Source organism: Ensifer sp. LC163 (assembly GCF_001695855.1).
In the GTDB taxonomy this organism is placed as follows: domain Bacteria; phylum Pseudomonadota; class Alphaproteobacteria; order Rhizobiales; family Rhizobiaceae; genus Ensifer.
Window position 1 is genome coordinate 269,878 of the sequence record NZ_MBSS01000001.1, and the last position, 24,987, is coordinate 294,864.

A 24,987-nucleotide genomic window follows, 5' to 3' on the forward strand; every position below is an offset into this window, starting at 1 on the left:
TCACGCCCTCCCTTCCACCGATTGAACTGGCGACGACTGATCTGGCGACGATTGACTGGCCGATGCTTTCGGCTCGCTCGCCACCGGGTCCGTCGCCATGCCCCCCGGCTCAGCCATAGTCGACTGATCGACCTTGCCCGCAATCCGCTCGAGCGAGCGGGAGATTGACGAGAGCGGCGAGGAGAAATCGGGCAGATCGATCAGCGCCAGGATCAGCGCCGCGATCCAGAAGATGTTGTTGTGGGTGAACAGGGAGATCAGCCCCAGAACCGCCACCAGCTCGTATTGGGTCTTGTGGCTCTTGTGCGCCAGCGTCTCGGGCAGAGAATGCAGCCGCAGATAGAAGGTACCGACCGCGAAGATCGCAACCACCAGAAAGATGACGACGAAATTGAATAGAAGGTCGGTTTCACCGGGTGCGGTGATGAAGACCGGCAGGTGCTCGATGGCCTTGGGATGCGCTAATTCTGCCAACTCCGTCTCCCCCAACGCAGATCAGTTCATCGCCCGTTACGCCGCGTCCGAACGGATTCAGGCGGCATGCTCGAGGCTCTTGTTCCCAGATATGCCGCCGTCCCGACCGCTGCACACTCTCGGGCGACATGCATTATATCAGATGGTTAGCATACAATTGATGCTTGTAAAGAAAAGTCTTTCTTGCCGCGTAGCCGATCACGGTTGTTATCAATCGGCCGCATCCGGGCTGAGCTGCCGATCTCTGCAACGCGCCATCCGTCAACGCGCCGCAAGGCGATCCGTGCCTTGCAACGGCGCGTCCCTCGCCCGCGCTGCTCAACCAGCCGCCGTTGCCGCGACGCTATTGCCCGTCGCGCAAGGTTTCCTTCTGGGTGATCAGCCGGGCGCTGTGCTGGCCGCTGAGATAGGTCCAGAACCAGCTCCAGGCGACGGCAAAACGACTGCGCGTGCCGATGAGGAAGTAGATATGGGCAATGCCCCAGATCCACCAGGCAAGCGCGCCCTTGAGCTTGAACGGACCGAAATCGATGATCGCCGCCCGCCGGCCGATCGTCGCCAGGCTGCCCTGGTGACGGTAGCGAAAATCGCCGGGCGGCTTGCCGCCGGCAAGGCGCGCGCGGATAACCTTGGCGACATAGGCGCCCTGCTGCTTGGCGGCCGGCGCGATGCCCGGCACCGGCTTGCCGCCGTCATAGGTCACGGCGGCCGTATCGCCGATGACGAAGATATCGTCATGACCGGGCGCCTGCAGATCGGCGCCGACGATCGCGCGGCCGGCCCGGTCCTCTGCAATGCCCAGCCAGCGGGCGGCGGGCGACGCCTGGACGCCGGCCGCCCAGACGAGTGTACGGCTGGCGACGAAGCTTTCGCCGATCGTCACGCCTTCAGCAGTGCAGGCCGTCACCGGCGTTCCGGTCCTCACCTCCACGCCCAGCCTTTCCAGTTCGCGCTTGGCATAATCGGACAGGCCCTCGCTGAAGGCTGCCAGAATGCGCGGCCCCGCCTCCACCAGCATCACCCGGGCCTGACGCGTATCGATGCGGCGAAACTCGGCCGGCAGCGTACTATGGGCCATTTCGGCGATGATGCCGGCAAGCTCGACGCCGGTCGGCCCGGCGCCGATCACCGTGAAGGTCAGAAGCGCCTCGCGAACGGCGCGGTCCTCCTCGAGTTCCGCCTGCTCGAAGGCAAGCAGCACGCGGCGGCGAATGGTAGTCGCATCCTCCAGCGTCTTCAGCCCCGGCGCCACCGGCTCCCATTCGTCATGGCCGAAATAGGCATGCGTCGCGCCGGTGGCGATCACCAGCGTATCGTAGCCGATCGCCTGCCCACCCCTAAGCGTCACGGCTTTGGCGGTAGCATCCACGCCGGTCACCTCGCCCAGAAGCGTCGTCACCTCCGGCCGGTCGCGATAGAGATGGCGGATCGGCCAGGCGATCTCGGAAGTGGCGATCAGCGTGGTTGCGACCTGGTAGAGCAGCGGCTGGAACAGATGGTGGTTTCGCCGGTCGATCAGCGTGATGCGCACCGGCGCGCCCGCAAGCCCGTTGACGAGCTGCAGCCCGCCAAATCCTCCACCGACAACGACGACATGATGCCTGTCCTGCATGGCCATGATCCCGATTTGACTTTTCTCAAATGTGGGACAGCAGCGCGCCAACACAACCGTCGGCTTTGTATGTCACCCTTGCAAAATCGATGATGGCGTTTGCTACGGCACTGCAATAGTGTGGTTGGCTATCGGGGCCAGACCCTGCGCCGGAGCCGTCGCCGACCTTCCGGCACCGTCACTCCATCGACACGCCGCTGCCGTCACGAAACCCAATCAAAAACATCTCGCGTAATGTCGTGCGATCGCGCGTTTGCACACGTCGCGATGCGGCAGGAGCGGTGTCGGCCGCAAGCTCACCGGTGCGAGACGACAGGCACGCCATCATTGCGCAGCTGAGGCGGCAAAAGCCGTCCCCCTCAGATTGCTGACGGCAAATCATGTATCTTGCACCACCGAGCGTTACGCTGTGCGGCGGAACGTTGAAAACCCAAGCTCACTGATGCTGACATAGGCGCAGTTAAGTACTCAAGGACCCTGGAATAAACGCGACGTATCGGTTTCCAGAAGAATTCTGCACGGATCGTTTCCTTGTAAGACGAATTCGGCCGTCCGATGCCGACGCTATCTTCGCTGGTTGGGCTACTGATCGTGAAGTGACGAAATATCCGACCTGGCGTCCGGATGCCGACGTTTCCCGACCGTCCACCGCCGATCCTCACCCCTTCTCAGAGCCGGCCTGCGTTGCATGAAGGAGATTGTCGCGCAACTTCACCACCGTTTGCTGCACGACCGGAAAATCATCCCCGAGGCCGATCGCATCCGTCAGCGCTGCACCAGGGTCTGTTTCGACCAGCTTGCGGCCGGCCGGCGTCAGCGTCACGCGGACCTGCCGTTCGTCGGCCGGATCGCGCCGGCGTTGCAGATAGCCCTCGGATTCGAGTTTCTTGAGGATGGGCGTCAGCGTGTTCGACTCGAGAAAAAGCTTCTCGCCAAGCGTGCCCACGGTCTGGCCGTCTTCCTCGGAAAGCGCCACCATCGCCACGTACTGGGTATAGGTCAGACCGAGCTTGTCCAGGATCGGCTTGTACGCGCGACCGAAGGCAAGGTTGGCGGAGTAGATCGCAAAGCACAGAAAGTTCGAAAGTTTCCTGCCGCCGTCTTCGGCTTGCGGTGAGGAAGGTCCGGTCGTCTCCGCACCTTTCGCTGCTGGGGATGTGGGCATGGGCATATCCTCTTCCATTGTCCTCGCTGTCCATCCCTATATAAATCGTATCCGATTAAATCGCAACGGTATTGACATCCGGATCGAGCCCGCATATTTACATCGCATCCGATTGAAGCGGATACGCTAAAAATTAACCAGAAAGGATACCACCATGACCGAGAAGCTTCTTTTCACCGGCAAGACCCACAACACCGGCGGCCGCAACGGCGGCACGCGCAGCAGCGACGGCATGCTCGACCTCAAGCTGGCGCAACCGCACCCGGCCGCCGAGAACCTCTTCGGCGCTGCCTGGTCCGCCTGCTATATCGGCGCGATCGAGGTCGCCGCCCTGCAGAGAAAGATCAAGCTTCCGGCAGGCCTGGCGGTCGACACCGAGATCGATCTGAACGTCGATGACGGTTCCTACTTCCTGGGGGCTCGGCTCAATGTCAGCCTGCCGGAGCTGGACCGCGACGTCGCCCACGAGCTGATCCATGCTGCCCACGACATCTGCCCCTATTCCAAGGCGACACGCGGCAACATCGATGTCGAGACCAACCTCGTCTGAGGCGGATCGTCTCTCCATTCGGCGAGAACCGTCGGCACATGCATGCAAATGAACCGGAACAATCGAAGGACGATCATGTCTGGCCCATCGCTATCGACAACACGATGGCCTGGTTGCCAGCACAGGGCGGCCCCGGAAGGGGCCGCCCAAGCCCTCCATGTCAAGCTTGCGGTTGCCTAGGGATAGGCGCTTCGCACCCGAGCCCTCACCCAAGCTCACCATTTCATCCCTGTCGCGACTGTTGGTGAAACAGCCAACGCCACCGGGTGAAATTCGCCGTGGAAATCACCCCGAAGTTCAGCCACGGCAGAACTGGCCACCGAATGTATTATCTTCGAATTAATCCGAAGTGATGGCAGAAATATCTTTCGGATACACAGATAAAAAACAGCCACATTCGTAGCATCATTGAAATGAACGCCACCAAACGCAGATATGTACTTAGCTCTTACTTTTGACCCACAAGGGAGGGCATCATGCCTACCGTCATGGTCTATCACGATGTCAAAGACGCCAAACACTGGCTCGCTTCACCTCTCCGCAAGCAGATACTCGAACCCATCGGCGTCACGAACATTCGCACCTTTGTAGACCGCCAGGCGTCCAACCGGGTCGGCTTGGTCATGGACGTTGCCGACATGGCCAAACTGGACGCCTTCATGCAAACCAAAGCGGCAGCGGATGCGATGGCGCATGACGGCGTGCTGCCGGAAACCCTGGTGTTCCTCGTTCAATCCTAGCAATCGACGCCTCGCTGAGCCGGAACGGTTTTGCGGCTTCCATGACCAAGCCTCGGCACTGCAAAGCATCCCAAACGTGTTCCGAATTGGCTTTCTCCGCCCTGGATCAGATGCGTCCCGGACAGGACGCATGTCTCAAGCAGCTTTGGAAATACTACGCGGGAGGATGATATGACGACATTGTTCGTGAGGCACGAGGTCTCCGATTACGCGGCCTGGCGCCGTGTGTACGACGCATTTTCGCCCATGCAAAAGGCAAACGGGGTTCTGGCGGAGGCGGTTTATCAAGCCGCCGACAATCCCAACGATGTGACGGTAACGCATGAATTTGCGACGCTGGAAGCGGCTCAGGCATTCGGCAAGCTGGACGAGTTGAAGGCAGCGATGCGCCAAGGCGGCGTGCTGGGCACACCAGCCGTATGGTTTGCCAACAAGGCGTGAAGAAACCGGAAATGACATCTGCTTGGTCGGCCGGCCTCCGGAGCGCAGCAAACGCTCTTGCGCAAGGCCGCAGTCATGGCAACAGCGCATTCAGTTGCGTGTTCTCCGCCACTTGCGCCCGCATGGATCGTCGCTCGCAAAGCAGAGATTGCCTGACCTGATCATGCGGCCGGGTAGCCCCGCATTACCCCGCCTGCGCCAGCGCCGGCTCGAAGCCGATCTCGTCAACGGTTCCCACCAGTATGATCTCGTCGCCGAGCGACCATTCGGCCGCCCGCGCCGCCATGCGCGCCGGCACTCTTTCCGAGCCGCCCGGCCCCGGCGGCACATCATAGGTGGCGTGCGCATCATGGGCGAGGATCACCTTACAGCGCCGCGCGTCAAATATGACGCGCAAAGGACGCTGTAACGCTTTAAACTTGCTGCATAATTTTATCCTTAAATCGGATCCGATTTAAGGAATTATGCAGTAAAGCCGATATCCATCACCCGGCGCGCCGTTGCCGCCAGGCACATTTCCGACAGCATGCCGCAGATCGCGAGGGTTTCGACCCTGTGCCTCCTCAGTTGCGCCTCGAGATCGGTGCCGTCAAAGCCATCGTCGACAGACTTGCGCACGACCGTTTCACCGGGCCTTGCATCGAAGAACAGCTGCCAGCCGTCCGTGCCCGGCTCATCCGGGGTGCCCTCGGGCGCGTCGTTCTGCAGGAACAAGACGGGGGCTTCCCTCTCCCGCGCCCGCTCCAGCAGCCGACCGACGGCCCGCTGCAGCGACAGGTGATCCGGCACCGCATCCCCGCCCGAGATGAAGGCGCGCTGCACATCGACGACCAAAAGCGCCTGCGCCAGTTTGACGTCGTTCTCGCTCACCGCCTCAATCATTCCGCATAATCGACCGGCACCGCCGTGCCGCTCTTCAGGATTTCCATCGAGATCGAAGCGGAAACGTCGAAGAGCTCCACCTTGCGCACGATCTGCTTGTAGACCACATCGTAATGCTCGACCCGCGGCAACACGACCTTGACGATATAGTCGTAGTTTCCGGTCAGTCGGTGCGCCTCGACAATCTCGGGAATGTCGCTGATCGCCCGCCGGAAGGTCTCGATCCACTCGTCGGAGTGATGCGCAGTCTTGATCATCGCGAACACGGTGGTCGGCACGCCCATGCGCTCGCGGTCGAGAACGACGATGCGCTTGGCGATATAGCCCGCCTCCTCCAGCCGCTGGATGCGGCGCGAACAGGCGGAAAGCGAAAGGTTCACCCGGTCGGCAAGTTCGCCGACCGCCATGCTCCCATCCTGCTGCAACAGCGCCAAAAGCTTCCTGTCACGCTCATCCAGCACGCTCACCACTCCCACTTCATCGATATGCCACGCTGCATGTTTGCATAACATTGCTCTCCAGCGCAATTGGATCGCGTCAAAATACCGTCCTCGCGCCATCAAAGCGAACCATTGCCGATGAAGGTCCGGCATAGTGTCCGCATCGAACAACAGCTGGCCGCATCTCGATGCGGATGGCGACAGGATCAGGGAAACAGACGATGGAAATGCGCAAGATCGGCCTCATCGGCGGCATGAGCTTTGAAAGCTCGGTGGTCTATTACCGCATGGTCAACGAAGCCGTTCGCGAACGGCTGGGCGCGCTGCATTCGGCCGAGGTGCTGCTGCACTCCGTCGACTTCCAATCGATCGTCGACCTGCAGAAGGCCGGCCGTTGGGACGACGCCGCAAGAAGGCTCGCCGATGTTGCCCGCGGGCTGAAGGCAGCCGGCGCCGACTGCGTGCTGATCTGCACCAACACCATGCACCTGATCGCCGATGCCGTGCAGGCGGCCGTCGACATTCCGCTGATCAACATCATCGACGAGACTGCCGCCCGCCTCAAGGCCGCCGGCATCCGCAAGCCGCTGCTGCTCGCCACCCGCTACACCATGGAGCACGGCTTTTACGCCGAGCGCATGAAGAGCCACGGCATCGAGGTGATGGTGCCCGATGCGGACGGCCGCACGCTGACGCACAACGTCATCTTCGACGAGCTTTGCGCCGGCAAGGTCCTGCGCCCTTCCCGCAAGGCGTTGATCGAGCTGATCGACAAGGCCGAGGCCGAAGGGGCTGACGCCGTCATCCTCGGCTGCACCGAGATCTGCCTGATCCTCGACCCGAAGGCGCTGCCGCTGCCGGGCTTCGATTCCACCGCGATCCACGCCGACGCCGCCGTCGAATTCGCCCTCGGCGTGCAGGATTTCCGCCGCGCCGCGTAAGGCTGGCAATCGCCGCCGCCTGCATCCATTCATCGCAACTGAAAATGGCCTCCAGCCTGCGTTGGGGGCCATCGCCCGTTGGTCCACACCGAACGGTCCCTGAGAGGTAATCGCCGCGTCGTGCGCACGGCGTTCGCCGCCGTTCAGGCGCGACGAAGACTCAAGCGGTTTCCTGCCCGATGCGTGGCCCGCGCAGGCCGATGCAATTGCCCCAGGGATCGCGAACCTGGCACATCCACAATTCGTCTTCGATCGCCAGCGGACCGCGATAAAGCGGCGCGCCGAGATCGTTGAAGTGGGCAAGCGCCCGGTCGAAATCCTCGACCTGCCAATAGACGACCGAACCGGCCGCGCCGCTTGCCACCTTCTCGTCCGCCGGCACGATTTCCAGATGGGTCGAACCGATCTGCAGATACTCGAAATCGAAGGCGTCCAGCCGGCGCCGTTCGGCCCGTGGGAAGGCACGCTGGTACCAGGAAAGCCCAGCCTCCACGTCGGCGACATGCACCAGAACCGCAGCCACAAAATCAGTCATCGCAACACCTCGCCAGCGCAAAGAATCATTTGGGGATCGGTATCACCGCCCCTGCAGGGAGCGGGCCTTATACAGGGTTTCATCCGGCGTCCAAGACGATGCGTTGCACGCTGATGCGGGGGCTCGCGGTGCGCTCAGGCCGACATGGCGAGAGCGTTTTCGGCGAGAGGCTGCGCGCGAACGGCGTGCCAGTCGCACTCCTCGAGCCCGGCAGCCGCGAAGGGGTCGATCAGCGTGCCCGAGACGATTGAGGCCAGCAGCGCCGGTGCCGGCGGGATGCGTGCGATGGTCGCCACCAGCCGGTCGCGCAGCCAGGCAAGGGCTGTCGAATCCGACTGGTAGAAGGGTGTGAAGGCCAGCGACAGCAATTGGAACAGCGCCATATGATTGCGCCTTGCGCGGCCATAGGCGGCAAGTGCTGCATTGATGTTGTCGGTCACCGACAACGCCTGGGCAAGGGTCGCGGCATCGATCAGCGCCATGTTCGCGCCCTGCCCCAGTTGCGGACTGGTCGAATGGGCGCTGTCGCCGACAAAGGCGACACGGCCCGACACGGGCGGGCGCATGGTGCGGTGGGCATAGCGCGCCAGCGTCAGCTGGTCCCAATCATCGATCTGGTCGAGCAGGGGCGCGCAATCCGGCCAGTAGCCGCGAATGCCCGCCTTCCATCTGTTGAGGCCCGCCATCTTCACGGCGTTGGCATCGCAGACCTTGACGCTCCAGAAGAAGGCAACATGGTCGCGCGCTGCCGGCCGTGCCCGGCCCGCCGGCAGAATGCCGATCATCACCTTGGCGCGGTCGTAGCGCTGTGTCAGCGCGTTTCGGTCATGGGTCAGGCCGTCGCTGTCGAGCGTCGCCCAAAAGGCGCCATAGGCAAGCTCGCGCACACCGGGCGCCGTCGTTGCCCCCGCCGCAATTGTCGAGCGCGCGCCAGTCGCGTCGATGACGAGATCATAGCATCCGGTTTCCCGGCCGGAGGCATCCACCAGCACCGCCTTTGCACCAAGGGTCGTGGCCGCGGCAAGCGTCACCCCGGTGTGAACAGGGATGCCGGCCGCCGCGACGGCATCGTGCAGCACCCCGAACAGCGCCGCGCGCTGCACCGCCAGCCCGAAACGGCCGCCCGAAAGTGCGTCATAGCGCACGTCGAGCACGGTGCGGCCGCTCGTCGCGTCGGCGCCGTGCAGCCGGTCGATGCGGCTGCCGAGCGTCATCATCGCCGGCAGCAGCCCGAGCGCGTCGAGCGCCGTCAGCCCGGTCGGCTGCAACATCAGCCCGGAGCCGACAGGCGAGGCTTCCGCGAAACGTTCCAGAATTTCAACGCGGTGGCCCTGCCGGGAAAGCATGAGCGCTAAGGCGAGCCCGGCCGGCCCGGCGCCGGCAATGCCGATATCGAGTCTCTTCATGAGGTCGGCAATAGCCGCTCACGGCGCGCCGTCATAGGTGTCGCGGGCCGTGCGGATTGCCGCATGGTTGGCAAGCGACCAGTCGACGAAATGCTTCAGCAATTCCAGGAGTGAGCGCCCAAGATCGGTCAGCGCATATTCCACGCTCGGCGGCTGCGTCGGAAAGACCGTGCGGCTGATATAGCCGTCGCGCTGCAGGTCGCGCAGCGTCTGCGTCAGCATGCGCTGGGAAATATCCGGGATCAGCCGCCTGAGCCCGGAAAACCTTAAAGGCCCGTCGGCCAGGGACAGGATCATCAGCGAATTCCACTTGCCGCCGATATTGTCCATGACATCGCGCACCGGACAGTTCTCGACATCCATCGGCACGCCGCAGACCATCGCCACGCGCTTGCCCTTCACATCACCGGTCAGCTTGTTCATGCCAGCCTGCCCATCTCGGTTTGCCCATCTCGGTTTGCTCATCTCGGTTTGCTCATTGGGGGGGGCGGTACCCTTTGTGTAACCACAGCAGAAAAAACTGCCTCCTTTACAGCTCTTACCAGATTACTAGATTAGAGCAACTCTCAAAAAGAGACCTACAATCAGCATGGATGCTCTACACGGGGCAAATCGGCTGACATCACAGAGAAGAAGGAAAAGTTCATGTCCGAAACATTGCTCGTGACCGGCGCCACCGGCCAACTCGGCAAGCTCGTGCTTGATGCGCTGCTGGCATCCGGCAAGGTCGAGCCGGCCAACATCATCGCCACCAGCCGCGATACGGCAAAGCTTTCCGACTATGTCGGCAAGGGCGTACAGGCACGCGTTGCAGACTTCGACGCTCCGGCCTCGCTCGACGCGGCTTTTGCCGGCGCCGATCGCATCCTGATCATTTCCACCGACGCGTTGGACCAGCCGGGCAAGCGCCTACGTCAGCACCTGGCTGCCGTCACGGCCGCCCAAAAGGCCGGCGCGAAGCACATCCTCTACACCTCGATGCCGAATCCGGAGACCTCGGTCATTCCGTTTGCGCCTGATCATCTGGGCACCGAAAACGCCATCAAGGCAACCGGCATCCCCTACACGATCCTTCGCAACGGCTGGTACATGGAGAACCTGTTCATGGCGCTGCCGCATGCGCTTGAAACCGGACAGTGGTACTCGTCCTCGGGCAAGGGCCGCCTCGCCCACCTCGCGCGCGCCGATGCGGCGCAAGCCGCCGCCGCCGCCCTGCTTTCGGCCGGCAATGAAAGCCGCATTTACACGCTGACCGGCCCGGAGCTGCGCTCGACCGACGAGATCGCCGCTCTCGTCTCCAAGGCGGCCGGCAAGCCGCTCGATGTCGTGCACATTTCCGACGACGCGCTGGCCGGCGGGTTGAAGGGGGCGGGCCTGCCCGACTTCCTCATCCCGATCGTCGTCTCCTTCGACGCCAACACCCGCGAGGGCCATATCGACATGGTGACAAGCGACGTGACGACCCTGACCGGCACCACGCCGCTGCCGCTCGCCGCCTTCCTCGAAGCCAGCAAGGCAAGACTTGCCGGCTGAGCGGTTACCATTGAAACGAAGAGGGCCGGCAAATGCCGGCTCTCAATCTGTCGACAACCCATCGCCTGCAGACTTTTCGCAGGGTCTGTCGAGCTTCGCCCCGTCTATCGTATGGCTTCCACCGGTGAGGCATCTGCCCGCACCGCTATTTCGGCCAGAGCGAGCGCGCTGACACCCGCGATAAAGAACCCCGCCGACAGGTTAAGCGTCGAACCATCGTAAAAGGCGCCCATCGCGATCGCGAACAGGGTGGCGACAAGGCTCGATCCGGAGGCGATCAGCGACGCCCCCAGCCCCGCAACCTGTCCAAGCGAGCGCATCGCCATGGCATTCAGGTTGCCAAACAGCACCCCGATCGCAAAGAACGCCGCAAAGCCGAGCACCATCAGCACGGTCAGTGGCGGCCGCCCGCCCCAGAAGGTTGACGCTGCCAGCATCACCAGTCCCGCCGCCGCCAGGCCAACAAAGCCGGAGCGCGCCATGGTCTCCGCGCCAAAGCGTTGCACGAGCTTCGCATTGAGGAACGAGGCAAGTCCGATGCCTGCGGCCAGCATCGCAAAATACAACGGGAAGGTTTGTCCGATCCCATAGGCATCAAAGAAGAGATCGGCCGCCGTGCTGAGATAGAGGAGCTGCGCACCGAAGACGAGCCCGGTCGCCACGATCAGCAGCGTCACGCGCCGATTTGACAGGATACGCCGCCCGTTCAGCAGGAGAAATCTCGGGCGAAAGGGAATGCGCTTGGCGGGGGGCAATGTTTCCGGTTGCCGCATGACCAGCCATAGCCCGAGAAGGCCCGCCACCCCGAGATAGACCGCGAAGACGCTGCGCCAGCCTCCGATGGCAATGATGCCCTGCGCCAAGGCAGGAGCCAGCATCGGCACGAGAATGAAGAGCGTGAACATGAACGACATGACGCGGGCCATCGCATCGCCCTCGAACTGGTCGCGGATCATCGCCCGTGTGGCGATCTTCGGCCCTGAAACCCCGATCCCCTGAAGAAACCGGCCGAAGATCACCATTTCGAGTGATCCAGCCGCCATGGCGACGACCGTTCCGAGCGCATAGACGCCAAGGCCGAGAACCAGCGCCTTCTTTCGTCCCATCGCGTCGGAGAGCGGCCCCAGCAGCAACTCTCCGAACGCCATGCCAAGGATGAAAAGGGAAATGATGTGCTGGGTGGAGAGTGGCGGCGCAACGCCGACATCAGCCCCGATCTGACGCAACCCCGGCAACAGCGCATCGATGCTGATGGAGGTCAGCGAGGTCAGAAGGGCATAGAGAGCGATGCGCTCGCGGAAACTGGTGGGAAATGTCATTGGCCGCACACAAGGGAAAAGATAGGCTCGACCTATAGCAGTCCTGCCGCAAAATGCGCGCGCCAGTCGCAAGACCGTCCACAAAACTTTGTTTTTTGCCGCTGATATTTGCGACAGACATGGTCCCGAAAATTCAGCACCGCCTGCGGGATTTCTGCCGCGCTTAGAAATTGAGGTGTGAAACATCCACCAGGCTGACAACCGCCCGATTTTGTCGCAAGGACGCTGTAAGCGAAAGCTTCACCGACCGGTTTTCAGGGCGCAGCGACTGCATGCCTCCGTAAATCGAAATCGATTTATGGAGAAAATTATCCAGCAATTTTAAAATGTTACAGCGCCGAGCGGCGCTGCCGGAATGAGCATTCCGCCGCAGGCAGGCTCTGTGCCCGCCAGCCGCCTCATCCGGCAGCCCGGTCTGCAGCGGCGTCGGGCGTCGCGGGCAACCGGTCAGGTCAAACCGTCTGGCCGCAGGCGCGGCGGAAGCGGCGCACGGTTTCGGCCATGCCGTATTCCAGCGCATCCGCCGTCAAGCCGTGGCCGATCGACACTTCGGCCAGGTTCGGGATGTGCTTGGCAAGCAGCGGCAGGTTGGCGACCGTCAGGTCGTGCCCGGCATTGACCTCGAGCCCGAGGCTGGCGGCGATTTCCGCCGTGCGGCCGAGTTCGGCGGCGATCTTTTCCGCCTTCTCCGGGTCGTCATAGCAGCCGCCATAGGGGCCGGTATAAAGCTCGATGCGGTCGGCGCCGGTTTCCTTGGCGATGCGCAGCGCCTCCGCGTCCTCGTCGCCGTCGGCAAACAGCGAAACGCGAAAGCCCTTCTTCTTCAGCCGGCCGACGACATTGCCCAGAAGATTGTGGTTCTTACGAAAGTCCCAGCCGTGGTCCGAGGTCGCCTGCGCCGGATCATCAGGCACCAGCGTCACCTGCTCCGGCTCATGGCTTTCGACGAGGCGCAGAAATTCCTCGTTCGGGTAGCCCTCCATGTTGAATTCGGTCGAAGCGAATTCGTCGTCGATGAGATCACGGATCGGCTGCAGATCGGAAAAGCGCACATGGCGCTGATCGGGGCGCGGATGCACCGTCAGCCCGCTTGCGCCGGCTTCGAGAGCGATGCGGCCGAGCGCGGTGACGGACGGCCAGGGGAGATCGCGCCGGTTGCGCAGCATGGCAACGGCATTCAGATTCACGGACAGTTTTGCGGGCATGTCGGAACTTTCCAAAGGCGGGCAATGTCAATGCAATCTTCTACTGCATAATTGCAAAAACCGAAAACGGTTTGAGGCAGGATTATGCAGCAATTCCAAAGAGTACGTCCGCCGACAAAAGTCGGCTCCCGACACCGCTCGTTTGTCAGCCGTGTCTTGACGAAACCTTGACATTGGTGAGGTCTGACATGCAAGGCGTCCCATCCGGCCCTGTGGATCAAGGCAGCAACCAGCGCGGATGCTGCCCGTTCCGGGCCGAAAATGTCGCGCCGCTACGTTCTGCCACAGGGGAAGGACGCAATTCCTGCGTTTATTTCAGATAAAACTCAAGTTTAGAGACGAGCACTCCTGACAACACCTTTTTTTGGGCCTAAATTTCCGAATCATATCGAAGTGCGGCAGTCTGCCCTTCGATCACATTGATAAAGTTTCGCGGCGAATGAACCTGGAGCAACAACCGATGACGACGGTCGAAAGACCCTGCGACGAGACGATACGGCGGAACCTTCGCCGCATCCTCGAGAGCAAGGCTTTCGCGCGTTCCGAACGCCTGCGCGCCTTTCTCGCCTATGTCGTCGAAAAAGAGATGATCGGCGAAGGCCCCCAGTTGAAGGGCTATTCGATCGCCATCGACGTCTTCGATCGCCCTCAGGCGTTCAATGCCGACAGCGACCCGCTGGTGCGGGTGCATGCGGGCAAGCTGCGCAAATTGCTCAAGGCCTATTACGAGACCGACGGCGCCGAAGACGAATGGCACCTGATCATTCCGAAAGGCACCTATGTCCCGGAATACAGCCGTCAGCCGATCGACGCGGCCAGCCCCGCCCAACCGCGGGCCCGCCAGCCGAAGCTGACGAGGAAGCGCCTTCCCGGCCAGAAATCGGCCTGGCCGCCGGCACCGTTGTCATCGCCGCTCGCCGTCCTATCGGTGCTGCCGCTGCTCTTGTTTGCGCCCCTGCCCTCGCCGGAGATGACGCTGGACATCGATGCACAGGCGAAGCTCTTCAACGGCCGCCATTCGACCGAGCGCGTCCTGCCCTCCGTCAACGTCACCATATCCGGCGACCAGAACAGCGATGTCAAAGCCTTCGCCACCGCCCTTCGCACCGCCGCCCAGCGCCACAAGACGCTGGCGCGCGCGACCGACGGCGACACCGGGCGACCGGAATCGCGCAATGCGGCGCTGTCGTTTTCGCTGGATCTGACTTGGTACGATGTGCCCGCAGCCGGTGTGCGCGTGACCCTCAAGCATGACGGCGAAGGCGTGCCGCTGCGGCAGGATTTCATCACCCTCGAACGGCTGAAGAGCGAACCGGACCTGCTGTTTGAAAGCATGTCGCTGGCATCCGAACTGTTCTCTCTCGATGGCGATATCTACACCCATGCGAGCGAGGAACAGATCCAGAGCCCGCTGATGGATTGCATGACGGCGACCGCTCAGTATCGCAAGCTTTTGACGCGCGACAGCTTCGAGCGGGCCTGGTCCTGCCAGCAAAGCCTGGCACCGCTGCGCGGCGATGAGCCTCTGTTCATCCTCAGCGCAAACAGCCCGCTCCGGGTCATCGGCCACTGACGCAAGCCACGGTTCTCTCGGCCGAAGAGGCCCAGCCGCCACGGCTCAGACCAGAGTTCCCCCTGCAATATTAAGGACTATTCATATATGCGATTCGCGTATACGGTGTAGTCATGCGTTGGGAATTGGTGCCTGGTTGCTCGTCAGGCAAGCACAATTGTCAGCAGTAACCGCGCCCTTCGCGCGGTGTGCCCCAGCCGAGCAGCAGGCGCTATCGTCGACGAACGGCGGTGGCCTCGGAGCGTGGATCGGTTCCGCTCCGGTTGCACCGCACGGTCGCGGCAGGTTCCGGATGCCTGCGGCATAATCCCGTAAATCGGCAGCGATATCGGGATCAATTATGCAGCAAATCGAAGCGTGACGGCCGCCTTCGCGCCCTGAAGGAGCGCCAAGGCACCGTCAACCGGGGACAATCGATATGCCGCGAGACTACTGGAAATACGAGGGCGTGCTGGCGGCGCCCGAGCGTGTCGGCTACCTGCCCAAACTGCCGCTTCCTCACCACGATCCCTCCAGTCCGCTTGCAATCGCCGATATGGCCGATGCTTTCGGCGTCACCCATCGGGCCCTGCATTTCTATGAGGAGAAGGGCCTGCTGATCGCCGCCCGCATGGGGCCGATGCGGGTCTATGGTCCGGACCATATCCGGCGCATGGCCGTCATCAACGCCTGCCGCGAAATCGACATGCCGATCGCGGCCATCCAGGAGTTGCTCTCAAGTCTCGCCGGTGCAGACGACCAGACTGAGGCCGAGCGGCTGTTCAAGGAAGCGTTGCTGTCGCGACGCCGCGAACTGGCCGCCCAGCAATCCAACCTGCGCCGCCAGATGCAACGCATCGCCGAACTGCTGGAAAGCGAGGCCGGATATGGCGAGGCCTCGCCCAACGACGGCGAACACGTGCATCTCTCGCCTCTCGAAAGCGAATGCCTCACCTTCATGGCCGAAGGCTATCCCGCCTCGCGCATCGCCCGGCTGATGGAGATGGACCTGGCGGCCGCCCTCACGCTCGAGGCAGGAATCATCCGCAAGTTCAGCGCCCACAACCGCTTCCAGGCCATCGCCAAGGCGGTGCTATCCGGCATGATCGCCGCGGAGTAACCGCAGGCATCTTTCTTCGCGCCGGCGCGGTTTTCTCGCCTTCATCCCTGTGCTCGCCGCAGGGATGAAGCAGTGCCGCGTCTGCGGTGCGACCAAGGTCAAAAAATCTCCGGCCATCGGTGGCGGGGTCAATTCGGGCGCAATTCCCCCTGGTTCATCAACAATGTGATGTTCTCAGCACCACGCTCATGTTACGAGGCGCTCAAACAACGTAAATGAGATACCCCGATGCTTCCCTGGATCCAGCTAGACCGCGCAACCATTCCCGGTGACGGCGACGAATTGCGCTTGAAGCAGCGCGGCAGCGAATTTTCCATCATGCTTGGCTCGACGGAATTGATGAACAGCCGGCTGAGCGGCTCGGAAGAGGCACTGGCGACACTGAGCTGCGAGCGGATCGCAGGCCGGAAAAACGCCAGCATGCTGATCGGCGGCCTCGGCATGGGGTTTACGTTGCGCGCCGCACTCGGCGCGCTGCCGGACGATGCCCGGGTCGTGGTCGCAGAACTCGTGCCCGCCGTCGTCGAGTGGGCGCGTGGTCCCATGGTGGATCTCCACAAGGGCACGCTCGAGGATCCACGGGTCGATATCCATATCGGTGATGTCGGCGCGCTGATCCGCTCGAAGACGGCCGCTTATGATGCCATCCTGCTGGATGTCGACAATGGCCCCGACGGGCTGACACGCGCCTCCAACGACAGCCTTTACAACCATACAGGTCTTCGCGCCGCCAAAGCTGCCCTGCGCGCGAACGGCGTGCTTGCCGTCTGGTCATCCGCGCCGGATAGCGCCTTTACACGCCGATTGCGCGAGGTCGGCTTTGCCACCGACGAGGTGAATGTGCGTGCCAACGGCAAACGCGGTGGCGCCCGCCATGTCCTGTGGATGGCGACCAAACGGTAGAAAACCTGTTCAGCGACCAGCTTTTGGTTTGCCAAGACGCCATTGCGGTCGACTGCTACATTTTGCGGAACGCGCGGCTTGAGACCGAGATCGGGTTGTCGTTTGGGTCCTTCGCGTTGGCGAACTGATAGCCGTCTGCCTGGTGGATCGCTCCGAACACCAGCCCTTCGGCAGCGCTACGCTCGCAGAAGGCCCCGACATCCCTGACATCGAATACCAGCTTGACCAGCGACTGGCCGCGTCGCTGTCCCTTGGCCGCCGGGTGGATCATCAGGCTGGCGCCGCCCTCCCCTGAGATCAGCTCGATGATCCGGTCGCCCGCCTCACGGGATGCCCGAAAGCCGAAGTGCTTCTCGTAAAAGCGAACGGTTGCCTCAACGTCGTGCGCGTAAAGGATGATCCTGTTGATCGGCACGGAGGGCTCCTTGCTGGAAGGCTCGGCACCCGCCGGCCGTCAGCGAACGATCGTCAGGCGTTCGGCGGCACGGGTGATCGCGGTATAAAGCCAGCGTTCACGGGTATCGCGGAAGGCCCAGCTTTCGTCGAACAGCACGACGTTGTTCCACTGCGAGCCCTGGGCCTTGTGCACCGTCAGCGCATAGCCGAAGTCGAACTCGTCGTAGCGCTTGCGCGTCGACCAGGGGATTTCGCCCTCGACCTCTTCGAAGGCCGCCTTCAACAGCTTGATCTTGGCCGCACCGCGATCCATGTCGTCGTCTTCCGGGCGGATCATCAGGTTGATGCCCGGCTTCACCGTTTCCTTCGACGAGCTCATGACCTGCCAGAGCGAGCCGTTGAGCAGCCCCTTGGCCGGGTCGTTGCGCAGGCAGACCAGCTTGTCGCCGGATTGCGGATATTCGCTGGTAAAGCCCTTGAGTTCGCGAAGCCGCTGGTTGTAGCGCCGCCGGGTCTTGTTGGTGCCGACCAGCACCTGGTCGGCCTCCAGCACCAACTCCTGGTTGACCTGCCCACGGCCGATCACATGCGTGGTGCCGTAGTCGCCATGCATGATCTCGTTGCCCTCGCGCACCTGCATCGCCAGCCGGATGATCGGGTTGTCGCGCGCCTGGCGATGGATGTCGGTCAGCAGGTAGTCCGGTTCCTGGTTGGTGAAATAGCCGCCGCCGGTAACCGGCGGCAACTGGCCGGGATCGCCCAGAACCAGGATCGGCGTGCCGAAGCTCATCAGGTCCTTGCCGAGCGCTTCGTCGACCATCGAGCATTCGTCGACGATGATCAGTGCCGCCTTGGCGACCGGGCTTTGGCGGTTGATGGAAAACATCGGCGCGATCGAGGTCTTGCCAGTCTCCTCGTCGGAAACCTCCTCCTCGCCGCGCGGCCGGTAGATCAGCGAATGGATGGTCTTGGCGTTGCTGGCCCCCTTGGAGCGCAGAACCTGGGCGGCCTTGCCGGTAAAGGCGGCAAACAGCACGTCGCCATCCACATGCTCGGCGAAATGGCGCGCAAGCGTCGTCTTGCCCGTGCCGGCATAACCGAACAGCCGGAAGAGCTGCGAGCGGCCCTCTTTCAGCCATTGCGAAACGGCCTTGAGGGCCTCGTCCTGTTGCGGTGCAAATTGCATGACGCGAAGTGTCAGGATTCGGGGCGCACAAGCAAGCCCGGATTTTGGACCGTCAAACCGCAACGACCGCCCGGCGCCGGCCGACTTGGCGCCCTCCATTGTGAAATCCTCACCAGATCAAGGCGATATCGCCGATCTATCGGCGCGAGGATGCACAGCGCGGCTGCACAATGGCGCACGCCATGTCACGGTATTGCGTCTCCCAGCCAGTCGCTCGGCCTCCCGCCAAATCCGCTGTGGCACTTTCTTGCCCTGTGGCCTGCCTGCCGCTTGAATGCCCGCGCGCAATGCTGCTAACGAGCGGTTGCAGGCGTCTCGATCCCGAGACGGTCCGCGCCATCCTGATCAGGCAGGCACGAACGCGCCAGCCGACTGAGGCAATGCCGGAGAATGCCCTTGAAGCCCGACCAGCCCGCCACGCCCTCGTCTTCTGAAGCCGTCGGCATCGGCCGCCTTGCACCGGCGCTGCAATGGCTGCTGCTCACGCTGGTTTCCGTGGTCTTTACGGTGGTCCTCGAGCTGATCGGCATCCCCGCCGGATTGCTGATGGGGCCGATGCTGGCGGCCGTGCTCTTCGGCATGAACGGCTGCACCATCCGCCTGCCCAAGCAGATGTTCTTCTGCGTGCAGTTCATTCTTGCAATGATGATCGCCGGCGCGATGACACCCGGTATGCTCGGCACCTTTTCCGGCAATTGGCCGCTGTTCCTCGGCGTCATCCTCTCCGTCATCGCCGTCAGCACGCTGTGCGGCTGGGTGATCACCCGCATGCGCATTCTGCCGGGCACGACGGCGATCTGGGGCTCGTCGGCAGGTGCCGCCTCCACCATGCTGCTGATGGCGGATGCCTATGGCGCCGATGCGCGCCTGGTCGCCTTCATGCAGTATCTGCGCGTCATCTTCGTTGCCAGCACCGCAACGATGGTCGCCCATCTCTGGGTGACCGGCGCGGCGGCGGAAACCGCGATCGTCTGGTTCGAGCCGGTCTCCGCATTGCCGTTCCTGGCAACGCTTGCCGTCGGGCTCGGTGCGGCCTTTGCCGGCCGGATGCTGCGTGTGCCGGCCGGCGCCTTCCTGCCGCCGTTCCTCGTCGGCGCCGCCCTCAATGTCAGCGGCGTCATGACCACCGAGCTGCCGCAATGGCTGCTGGCGCTCTGTTACGCGCTGCTCGGCTGGAACATCGGCCTCGGCTTCACCCGCTCCATCCTTGCCCATGCGCGCCGCGCGCTGGTGCCGACGGTGATCTCGATCGTCGTGCTGATCTCGTTTTCCGGCCTGCTTGCCCTGCTCCTGATCAAGGTCGCCGACATCGACCCGCTGACCGCCTATCTCGCCACCAGCCCTGGCGGGCTCGATTCGATCGCGGTGATCGCCGCCTCCAGCAATGTCGACCTCTCCTTCGTCATGGCGCTCCAGAGCGCCCGCCTGATGATCATCACCATGATCGGCCCGGCGCTCGCCCGCTTCGTCGCCGATCGCGCCTGAACGCGGTACAGCTCGTCTGCGTCGGCGCTCGAGAAATTTGTGACGATGCAACACATCCGGGAATAATCCCCGCCCTCCCCGTGTCTCATGTCAGGATCCGCGCGCCTGCGCGCTCCGCTGCAGCGCCGCGGGTCAAAGATGACGCGCAAAGGACGCTGAAGAATGATGCAGTAGAAACAACTTGAGGAAGGAAAGCTCCCATGAGAACGTTACCCCTAGCGATTGCCATTTCCCTTGTCGCCGGCGCCGCCTTTGCGGCACCTCCGGTCAAGACGGTGGAAACGGCAAAGGGCAATGTGCTGGCCGCAGCAAACGGCATGACGCTTTACACCTACAAGGACGACAAGGGCGGCGTTTCCAGTTGCTATGACGAATGCGCGAAGAACTGGCCGCCGTTCATGGTCGAAGGCGATGCGGCGGCCGAAGGCGCCTTTACGATCGTCGAGCGCAAGGATGGAGCCAAGCAGTGGGCAAAGGACGGCATGCCGCTCTACTTCTTTATCAAGGACGCGAAGATGGGTGACATTACCGGAGACGGCTTGAAGGGCGAATGGGATGTCGTCAAGCCGTGACGGCGCAAATGCGGATGCGGGGGAGCATGACCCCGCATCCGACCGGTTCGAGGAGGACGTGCTGGCGCTGATGCCGGCGCTCCGGCGCTATTCGCGCAGCCTCGTGCGCTCGGATCCGGACGGTGAAGACCTGCTGCAGGATTGTGTCGAGAAGGTTCTGGCGCGCCGCGCCCAGTGGCGTGGCGTCAACCTGCGCGCCTGGGCCTTCACCATCATGACCAATCTCAGCCGCAACCGGCACCGGCACACGGCGCTGCACCCGCAGGTCGAGCTCGACGACGATCTCGGCCTGCAGGCGGAAACCCATGAGAGCGATCCGCTCGAACGCTCGCGGCTGGAACGGGCGCTGAACGGCCTTTCGACGGAAAACCGCTCGGTGCTGATGCTCGTGGTGATCGAGGGATACCGATACCAGGATGTGGCCGACATGCTGGCCATTCCGATCGGCACGGTGATGTCGCGCCTGTCGCGAGCGCGCCACCAGCTTGCCGAAGCGATGAAGGACGACAACGTGATCAGCATGCGGAGACCGAAATGACGGACGAATTGAACACCGTCTCCGACGACGACCTCCACGCCTATGTCGATGGCTTCCTGAGCGAGGCGGACCGGGCGCGGGTCGAGTTATGGCTTGGGCGCAACCCCGCGCGCGCCGAGGAAGTCCGTCAATGGCAGGGCCAGGCAACCGAGCTTCGTGCCATGTTCTCCACCTATGCCCGCAGCGACGAGCGCGACCGGACGCTGCTTTCAGGCGCGAGCGGCAGGCAGGCTGCCCTTCCTTCGGGCAATCGATGGAATGCGAGCCTTGGTGGCCGTATTGCCGCCGGTCTGCTGCTCTTTGCCGCCGGCGCCCTCACCGGGCTTTATGCCCCGCATATCCTCGCCCCCGGACGCCCTGAACAGGTGGCCCAGGTGGGTGAAAGCCTGCCGCGGCAGGCGCAATCGGCCTTCCTGATTTATGCAAGCGAGGTGCGCCACGCCGTCGAGGTCGGGCCGGACCAGCAGACCCACCTTGCCACCTGGCTCGGCAAGCGGCTCGATCATCCGCTCAACATCCCCGACCTGTCGAAGCTCGGTTTTTCGCTCGTCGGCGGCCGGCTTCTGCCGGTCAACGGCAAGGCGGGCGCGCTGTTCATGTATGAGGACGCGAGCGGCCAGCGGCTGACGGTGCTTCTCGGCCGCAACCCCGACAACCGCGAAACGAGCTTCCGCATCGACAGCAGCGGCGGCGTCGAAACCTTCTACTGGATCGACGGTCCGATCGGCTACGCCGTCACCGGCGAAGTGCCGCGCGCGCTTTTGCAGAAGGTCGCCGACGAATGCTACCGCCAGTTCGAGAAGACTGTGGCGTCTTGAACGCCGTTCCTGCGCCGGCGTCTCTCAAGATCGGATATTCGGCTGCGGCGTCCAGGACCTACCTTCGGCGCGCGTCGTGTTCGGTCAACGGCGTGAGCCTTCAGGGACACCTGTAATAAATCCGCCCGTATGCATCGACAGCCTGCACGCAGCCGGGGGCGTAGACTGCTGCGCCGACCGCAGTTCCCGCGGCAACGGTCCGGCGCGTCGTCCGGCGCGCCACTCCGGCGTAGCTTACGGGCGTCAGCGGGCGTCCGACACGGGCCTGGGCTTCGGAGATGAAAGAACCGGTCCCATTTGTCGGAAGATCGCCCAAGAGCATCATGGCAATACCGCCTGTCAGGGCGGCGAGTCTTGTGCGGCGGGTCATTGGTTCGCTCCTTCTGGAACTTCGTCGATATGGGGCATCGCCTTCGCATCCACCTGCTTGCTGTCGGCCGGCGGTGCGAACGAGAAATCATCCTTCGCCCCTCCACTCCAGGAATTGATGACGAGCGTATACTGCGGCGCAGCCCCCACGGCCTTGGAGGTGATGACATACTTGCAGGGAATTGGTTCTGGCCCGGTGCGCACCCACAACTGCCAGTCCGTATCCGCGTTGCGGAAGGCGAGGTGCTCGCATTCCACTCCGCCAACCACGCCGGTGCCTATATGCTTGGCATCGATGACGCCGGCATTGAGCGCATCGTAGACGTTCGACAGAATCAGGTCGGCTCCGGGCAACGCATGGCCGTCTGCTTCAAGCTTCGAAACCAGATCGTCGATCGTCCCCGGCACATCGGTCTGCATAAAGACTTTGGCGTCCTTCGCGTGAATAGTCATCTGCTTGCCGTCGAAAAACATCTCGATATCGGCGAAACCGCCTGTGCGGGCGGCATGCACCTTGTCCGGGCGGCTGACGGAAACCTGACCCGAACTCGCGAACTGAACCTTCTGCATTTCGGGCGTCACAACCTCAATGTCGGAGTTGAAGGTTGCAGTGAAGGCCTGCTGCTTCGCCAGGTAATCCGACATGGATTTAAGAATGGCGCGGGCATCATCCTCCGCATGCGCAGCAGGCACGAACAGTGCCAAGGCGAGTATTCCTGTGGCTAGTCGACTTTCGGATCTCATGTCTTCCTCCGCTATTGATACGACCTGAATGGACTCAATCGCTGGGACTTTGCACGGATGGTCTTGAACAACTTGCTGGTCAGGAGGGATGTTGGGACGGCCGGCGCCGCATCGCGCAATTCTTTTGGATGTGATCAGCCGGCGACCTCATCCTCGCATTTGATCATCGTTGACAAAGCCGCGTTCGCCAACATCTTTTCCTTGCCATGGCTCAAGCGCCGGATTGCATTGGCTTCTTTCTTCCCTAGCAGAGGCTATCGGAGGCATGCCCTGGGCCGCGTAGCGCCCTTGACGTTGCAGTCATCGATGACTGCGCTGCTCGTCCCGTCTTGGCGTCGAGCCAACAACTGCCCGGCACAATCACCGCAGCGGATCGTTCTCAATGAGGATCGGCTTTCCGTGCGGGGTCGCTTCGGCCGCGCGCTGCCAGCTCTTCGTCAGGGTGTCCAGCTGACCGTTGGAGGTGATCGAAAGCTCGGTGACGAGCCGCGACAGCGCCGCCACCCAGCAATCGAAATAATCGCTGGCATCGGCCTTGCGGCCGGGCTTGTAGAGTTCGGCCGAAAGCGCCTCTGCCCATTCGTTCCAGGAAAAGACGCCCTTTTCGTGCAGCCGCACGGTCATGGCGAAGGCGGAAGCCTGCCACGGCTCGGCAAAGACCGGATCGCCCTCGGGCGATTTCGGCAGCTCGGCGGAAGCGGCAAGCGGCGATGTCGTCTTACAGGTGCTCAAGATAACTCTCCCAGGCATCGATCGAGACGATCAGCGTCGGATCGGCGCCCTCGCCCCAGATCTCGTCGCCGTCGAACACCACGGTATAGAGCCACTGCGCATTCTCACCCCGGCCATGGGCGTTGTCATCGGGAAAGACGAAGGAGCCCTGCACCGCCTCGATCGTGCCGACCTTGGCGCGCGCGTAACGTGGCAGCCGCGTATGGGTCGTCGGATTGAAATTCTTCGTCCGCACCCGCTCACCGACGACAAAGCGCGGGCGCGCATCGACCGGCCGGTCGCAAGGGCCGCCCTTGGCAAGGGCCGCCGGCACCATATCGGCCTTCAGCACGCGCTTGGGCTCGGCGCCTTTTTCGAGCATGTGGCCGCCGTCGAGCTCGGCCTGGGTGACGAAGCCGTGCCGTTTCAACAGCGCTTCCAGCGCCCGCGTCCAGATCTCGTAATAGCTCGCCGAAAGGTAGGTCGCCGGCGGCAGGCATTCGCGCGCGTGCCGGCTCTCGTCGATCGTCCAGGCACCGAAAGCGCCGCAGGAGAGCGTCACGCCGAGCGCCCGCTTTTCCCATTCGGCGTGAAAATAGGGCTCGTTCGTCTCGGGCGCTACCGGACCCAGCCCATGCTGCCCGCCGAGATCGTGCGGGCCGTTCATCGCTGCGTCTCCGGAGAAAGCGCAAGCCCGGTGCCGATCATCGAGTCGCGGGTCACGAGGTCGGCAAGCTCTTCCTCGCTGAGACCATCGGTCCCCGCTGGCCGCTCGGGCACCACGAGATAGCGCAGCTCCGCCGTCGAATCCCACACGCGGATGCGCCTGTCCTCGGAGAGCGTCAGCCCGAATTCCGCAAGCACGCCGCGCGGGTCGATGACCGCGCGCGAACGATAGGGCGGCGCCTTGTACCAGACCGGCGGCAGGCCGAGCACCGACCAAGGATAACAGGAGCAGAGGGTGCAGACGACGAGATTGTGCGTGTCTGCCGTATTGAAGACGGCGCGCATGTGCTCGCCCTGCCGGCCGGTATAGCCAAGGCTGGCGATCGCCGCCGTCGCATCGCGCTTCAGCCACTCGGCGAAATCGGGATCCACCCAGGCCTTCGCCACCACCCGGGCGCCGTTGCGCGGGCCGATCTTCGTCTCGTAAGTCTCGACGATGGCATCGATCGCCGCGAGATCGATCAACCCCTTTTCCGTCAACACGGTCTCCAGCGCCTTCACCCGCGCTTCCATGTCGGTAAAATGGTTGTCGTGATGATGATCGCCGTGATCGTGGTCATGCCCGTGGTCATGCGCAGACATTCCGTGGCTCCTCTGCCGGCAACGCCGTTACAGCGCCGCGCG

General features: G+C 62.8%; 29 protein-coding genes. 12 read left to right on the plus strand and 17 right to left on the minus strand.

Annotated elements, in window-relative coordinates:
* The 3 genes from BC360_RS01370 to BC360_RS01380 all read right to left on the minus strand — a co-directional run bounded on the left by BC360_RS01370 (position 1) and on the right by BC360_RS01380 (position 3,251).
* A complete protein-coding gene (locus tag BC360_RS01370) occupies positions 1–474 on the minus strand; it encodes a hypothetical protein (protein ID WP_065786881.1) in 474 nt (157 codons plus the stop codon).
* Positions 475–817: 343 nt separating this feature from the next.
* Positions 818–2,086, minus strand: a complete 1,269-nt coding sequence (locus tag BC360_RS01375; protein ID WP_065794257.1) for an NAD(P)/FAD-dependent oxidoreductase — start codon at positions 2,084–2,086, stop codon at positions 818–820.
* Between the two features lie 658 nt (positions 2,087–2,744).
* Entirely contained in the window at positions 2,745–3,251 is a 507-nt protein-coding gene (locus tag BC360_RS01380; RefSeq protein WP_065787032.1) for a MarR family winged helix-turn-helix transcriptional regulator, read from the minus strand.
* A 154-nt stretch (positions 3,252–3,405) separates the two neighbouring features.
* Between BC360_RS01380 and BC360_RS01385 the strand changes: the two genes are divergently transcribed.
* From BC360_RS01385 to BC360_RS01395, 3 genes are all read left to right on the plus strand, one after another.
* Entirely contained in the window at positions 3,406–3,801 is a 396-nt protein-coding gene (locus BC360_RS01385; RefSeq protein ID WP_065793976.1) for an Ohr family peroxiredoxin, read from the plus strand.
* A 476-nt stretch (positions 3,802–4,277) separates the two neighbouring features.
* Positions 4,278–4,541, plus strand: a complete 264-nt coding sequence (locus BC360_RS01390) for a hypothetical protein (protein ID WP_065786879.1) — start codon at positions 4,278–4,280, stop codon at positions 4,539–4,541.
* A gap of 171 nt (positions 4,542–4,712) precedes the next feature.
* Positions 4,713–4,982 carry an antibiotic biosynthesis monooxygenase gene (locus BC360_RS01395; RefSeq protein ID WP_065793977.1) on the plus strand — a complete coding sequence of 90 codons (270 nt, stop codon included), beginning with the start codon at positions 4,713–4,715 and terminating at the stop codon, positions 4,980–4,982.
* 184 nt (positions 4,983–5,166) lie between these two features.
* Here BC360_RS01395 and BC360_RS01400 read toward each other — a convergent pair whose 3' ends face one another.
* From BC360_RS01400 to BC360_RS01410, 3 genes are all read right to left on the minus strand, one after another.
* On the minus strand, positions 5,167–5,346 hold the full coding sequence (locus BC360_RS01400; protein ID WP_065793978.1) for a hypothetical protein: 180 nt from the start codon (positions 5,344–5,346) through the stop codon (positions 5,167–5,169).
* Positions 5,347–5,444: 98 nt separating this feature from the next.
* Entirely contained in the window at positions 5,445–5,852 is a 408-nt protein-coding gene (locus BC360_RS01405; protein ID WP_208858141.1) for an isochorismatase family protein, read from the minus strand.
* 8 nt (positions 5,853–5,860) lie between these two features.
* Complete coding sequence (locus BC360_RS01410; RefSeq protein WP_065787031.1) at positions 5,861–6,325, minus strand: Lrp/AsnC family transcriptional regulator; 465 nt, start codon at positions 6,323–6,325, stop codon at positions 5,861–5,863.
* 200 nt (positions 6,326–6,525) lie between these two features.
* On the opposite strand from BC360_RS01410, the gene BC360_RS01415 reads away from it, so the two are divergent.
* On the plus strand, positions 6,526–7,245 hold the full coding sequence (locus tag BC360_RS01415) for an aspartate/glutamate racemase family protein (protein WP_083222384.1): 720 nt from the start codon (positions 6,526–6,528) through the stop codon (positions 7,243–7,245).
* A 160-nt stretch (positions 7,246–7,405) separates the two neighbouring features.
* On the opposite strand, the gene BC360_RS01420 is transcribed toward BC360_RS01415, so the two are convergent.
* The 3 genes from BC360_RS01420 to BC360_RS01430 form a co-directional block, all read right to left on the minus strand.
* Positions 7,406–7,780 (minus strand): VOC family protein, encoded by a 375-nt coding sequence (locus tag BC360_RS01420; protein WP_065793980.1) that lies wholly within the window; start codon positions 7,778–7,780, stop codon positions 7,406–7,408.
* Positions 7,781–7,914: 134 nt separating this feature from the next.
* The gene (locus BC360_RS01425) at positions 7,915–9,186 is read right to left on the minus strand and encodes an FAD-dependent oxidoreductase (RefSeq protein ID WP_065793981.1); all 1,272 of its coding nucleotides are present in this window, start codon (positions 9,184–9,186) and stop codon (positions 7,915–7,917) included.
* Between the two features lie 18 nt (positions 9,187–9,204).
* Positions 9,205–9,609 carry a winged helix-turn-helix transcriptional regulator gene (locus BC360_RS01430; RefSeq protein ID WP_065793982.1) on the minus strand — a complete coding sequence of 135 codons (405 nt, stop codon included), beginning with the start codon at positions 9,607–9,609 and terminating at the stop codon, positions 9,205–9,207.
* 222 nt (positions 9,610–9,831) lie between these two features.
* On the opposite strand from BC360_RS01430, the gene BC360_RS01435 reads away from it, so the two are divergent.
* Positions 9,832–10,719, plus strand: a complete 888-nt coding sequence (locus BC360_RS01435) for an SDR family oxidoreductase (protein ID WP_065793983.1) — start codon at positions 9,832–9,834, stop codon at positions 10,717–10,719.
* A gap of 104 nt (positions 10,720–10,823) precedes the next feature.
* Here BC360_RS01435 and BC360_RS01440 read toward each other — a convergent pair whose 3' ends face one another.
* Both BC360_RS01440 and BC360_RS01445 read right to left on the minus strand, forming a co-directional pair.
* Positions 10,824–12,038: a multidrug effflux MFS transporter gene (locus tag BC360_RS01440; protein WP_065793984.1), complete on the minus strand. Its 1,215-nt coding sequence runs from the start codon at positions 12,036–12,038 to the stop codon at positions 10,824–10,826.
* 452 nt (positions 12,039–12,490) lie between these two features.
* Positions 12,491–13,243, minus strand: a complete 753-nt coding sequence (locus BC360_RS01445) for a pyridoxine 5'-phosphate synthase (protein ID WP_065786871.1) — start codon at positions 13,241–13,243, stop codon at positions 12,491–12,493.
* Positions 13,244–13,703: 460 nt separating this feature from the next.
* On the opposite strand from BC360_RS01445, the gene BC360_RS01450 reads away from it, so the two are divergent.
* From BC360_RS01450 to BC360_RS01460, 3 genes are all read left to right on the plus strand, one after another.
* Positions 13,704–14,816 (plus strand): hypothetical protein, encoded by a 1,113-nt coding sequence (locus tag BC360_RS01450; RefSeq protein ID WP_065793985.1) that lies wholly within the window; start codon positions 13,704–13,706, stop codon positions 14,814–14,816.
* Positions 14,817–15,234: 418 nt separating this feature from the next.
* Positions 15,235–15,915, plus strand: a complete 681-nt coding sequence (locus tag BC360_RS01455) for a MerR family transcriptional regulator (protein ID WP_065793986.1) — start codon at positions 15,235–15,237, stop codon at positions 15,913–15,915.
* A 228-nt stretch (positions 15,916–16,143) separates the two neighbouring features.
* Positions 16,144–16,818 carry an MnmC family methyltransferase gene (locus BC360_RS01460; protein WP_065793987.1) on the plus strand — a complete coding sequence of 225 codons (675 nt, stop codon included), beginning with the start codon at positions 16,144–16,146 and terminating at the stop codon, positions 16,816–16,818.
* A 55-nt stretch (positions 16,819–16,873) separates the two neighbouring features.
* Here BC360_RS01460 and BC360_RS01465 read toward each other — a convergent pair whose 3' ends face one another.
* Positions 16,874–17,233, minus strand: coding sequence for a VOC family protein (locus BC360_RS01465; protein ID WP_065786867.1), 360 nt, complete (start codon positions 17,231–17,233; stop codon positions 16,874–16,876).
* A 39-nt stretch (positions 17,234–17,272) separates the two neighbouring features.
* Positions 17,273–18,400, minus strand: coding sequence for an ATP-dependent DNA helicase (locus BC360_RS01470; RefSeq protein WP_065787029.1), 1,128 nt, complete (start codon positions 18,398–18,400; stop codon positions 17,273–17,275).
* A gap of 396 nt (positions 18,401–18,796) precedes the next feature.
* Here BC360_RS01470 and BC360_RS01475 point away from each other — a divergent pair, with 396 nt between their 5' ends.
* From BC360_RS01475 to BC360_RS01490, 4 genes are all read left to right on the plus strand, one after another.
* On the plus strand, positions 18,797–19,885 hold the full coding sequence (locus BC360_RS01475) for an AbrB family transcriptional regulator (RefSeq protein ID WP_065793988.1): 1,089 nt from the start codon (positions 18,797–18,799) through the stop codon (positions 19,883–19,885).
* Between the two features lie 200 nt (positions 19,886–20,085).
* On the plus strand, positions 20,086–20,457 hold the full coding sequence (locus BC360_RS01480; protein ID WP_065786865.1) for a hypothetical protein: 372 nt from the start codon (positions 20,086–20,088) through the stop codon (positions 20,455–20,457).
* Entirely contained in the window at positions 20,441–20,995 is a 555-nt protein-coding gene (locus tag BC360_RS01485; RefSeq protein ID WP_065786864.1) for an RNA polymerase sigma factor, read from the plus strand. The genes BC360_RS01480 and BC360_RS01485 overlap by 17 nt, the downstream gene beginning before the upstream one ends.
* Positions 20,992–21,813, plus strand: a complete 822-nt coding sequence (locus BC360_RS01490; protein ID WP_065793989.1) for an anti-sigma factor family protein — start codon at positions 20,992–20,994, stop codon at positions 21,811–21,813. Before BC360_RS01485 ends, BC360_RS01490 begins: the two co-directional genes overlap by 4 nt.
* Before the next feature lie 366 nt (positions 21,814–22,179).
* Here BC360_RS01490 and BC360_RS01495 read toward each other — a convergent pair whose 3' ends face one another.
* From BC360_RS01495 to nthA, 4 genes are all read right to left on the minus strand, one after another.
* A complete protein-coding gene (locus BC360_RS01495) occupies positions 22,180–22,887 on the minus strand; it encodes a DUF2092 domain-containing protein (protein WP_244512650.1) in 708 nt (235 codons plus the stop codon).
* A 399-nt stretch (positions 22,888–23,286) separates the two neighbouring features.
* Positions 23,287–23,676, minus strand: coding sequence for a nitrile hydratase accessory protein (locus BC360_RS01500; protein ID WP_413813714.1), 390 nt, complete (start codon positions 23,674–23,676; stop codon positions 23,287–23,289).
* The gene (nthB, locus tag BC360_RS01505) at positions 23,645–24,304 is read right to left on the minus strand and encodes a nitrile hydratase subunit beta (protein ID WP_065786858.1); all 660 of its coding nucleotides are present in this window, start codon (positions 24,302–24,304) and stop codon (positions 23,645–23,647) included. The genes BC360_RS01500 and nthB overlap by 32 nt, the downstream gene beginning before the upstream one ends.
* The gene (gene nthA / locus BC360_RS01510; protein WP_065793991.1) at positions 24,301–24,945 is read right to left on the minus strand and encodes a nitrile hydratase subunit alpha; all 645 of its coding nucleotides are present in this window, start codon (positions 24,943–24,945) and stop codon (positions 24,301–24,303) included. Before nthA ends, nthB begins: the two co-directional genes overlap by 4 nt.
* Positions 24,946–24,987: the final 42 nt, after the last annotated feature.

Excerpts from the sequence above, each read along its gene's own strand:
- BC360_RS01435 (WP_065793983.1), top strand. The coding sequence starts at position 9,832 with ATGTCCGAAACATTGCTCGTGACCGGCGCCACCGGCCAACTCGGCAAG.
- BC360_RS01385 (WP_065793976.1), top strand. The coding sequence starts at position 3,406 with ATGACCGAGAAGCTTCTTTTCACCGGCAAGACCCACAACACCGGCGGC.
- nthB (WP_065786858.1), bottom strand. The coding sequence starts at position 24,304 with ATGAACGGCCCGCACGATCTCGGCGGGCAGCATGGGCTGGGTCCGGTA.
- BC360_RS01470 (WP_065787029.1), bottom strand. The coding sequence starts at position 18,400 with ATGCAATTTGCACCGCAACAGGACGAGGCCCTCAAGGCCGTTTCGCAA.
- BC360_RS01415 (WP_083222384.1), top strand. The coding sequence starts at position 6,526 with ATGGAAATGCGCAAGATCGGCCTCATCGGCGGCATGAGCTTTGAAAGC.
- BC360_RS01390 (WP_065786879.1), top strand. The coding sequence starts at position 4,278 with ATGCCTACCGTCATGGTCTATCACGATGTCAAAGACGCCAAACACTGG.
- BC360_RS01455 (WP_065793986.1), top strand. The coding sequence starts at position 15,235 with ATGCCGCGAGACTACTGGAAATACGAGGGCGTGCTGGCGGCGCCCGAG.
- BC360_RS01450 (WP_065793985.1), top strand. The coding sequence starts at position 13,704 with ATGACGACGGTCGAAAGACCCTGCGACGAGACGATACGGCGGAACCTT.
- BC360_RS01375 (WP_065794257.1), bottom strand. The coding sequence starts at position 2,086 with ATGCAGGACAGGCATCATGTCGTCGTTGTCGGTGGAGGATTTGGCGGG.
- BC360_RS01440 (WP_065793984.1), bottom strand. The coding sequence starts at position 12,038 with ATGACATTTCCCACCAGTTTCCGCGAGCGCATCGCTCTCTATGCCCTT.
- BC360_RS01430 (WP_065793982.1), bottom strand. The coding sequence starts at position 9,609 with ATGAACAAGCTGACCGGTGATGTGAAGGGCAAGCGCGTGGCGATGGTC.
- BC360_RS01445 (WP_065786871.1), bottom strand. The coding sequence starts at position 13,243 with ATGCCCGCAAAACTGTCCGTGAATCTGAATGCCGTTGCCATGCTGCGC.
- BC360_RS01500 (WP_413813714.1), bottom strand. The coding sequence starts at position 23,676 with ATGCCTGGGAGAGTTATCTTGAGCACCTGTAAGACGACATCGCCGCTT.
- BC360_RS01380 (WP_065787032.1), bottom strand. The coding sequence starts at position 3,251 with ATGCCCACATCCCCAGCAGCGAAAGGTGCGGAGACGACCGGACCTTCC.
- BC360_RS01460 (WP_065793987.1), top strand. The coding sequence starts at position 16,144 with ATGCTTCCCTGGATCCAGCTAGACCGCGCAACCATTCCCGGTGACGGC.
- BC360_RS01420 (WP_065793980.1), bottom strand. The coding sequence starts at position 7,780 with ATGACTGATTTTGTGGCTGCGGTTCTGGTGCATGTCGCCGACGTGGAG.
- BC360_RS01485 (WP_065786864.1), top strand. The coding sequence starts at position 20,441 with ATGTCGTCAAGCCGTGACGGCGCAAATGCGGATGCGGGGGAGCATGAC.
- BC360_RS01425 (WP_065793981.1), bottom strand. The coding sequence starts at position 9,186 with ATGAAGAGACTCGATATCGGCATTGCCGGCGCCGGGCCGGCCGGGCTC.
- nthA (WP_065793991.1), bottom strand. The coding sequence starts at position 24,945 with ATGTCTGCGCATGACCACGGGCATGACCACGATCACGGCGATCATCAT.
- BC360_RS01490 (WP_065793989.1), top strand. The coding sequence starts at position 20,992 with ATGACGGACGAATTGAACACCGTCTCCGACGACGACCTCCACGCCTAT.
- BC360_RS01395 (WP_065793977.1), top strand. The coding sequence starts at position 4,713 with ATGACGACATTGTTCGTGAGGCACGAGGTCTCCGATTACGCGGCCTGG.
- BC360_RS01480 (WP_065786865.1), top strand. The coding sequence starts at position 20,086 with ATGAGAACGTTACCCCTAGCGATTGCCATTTCCCTTGTCGCCGGCGCC.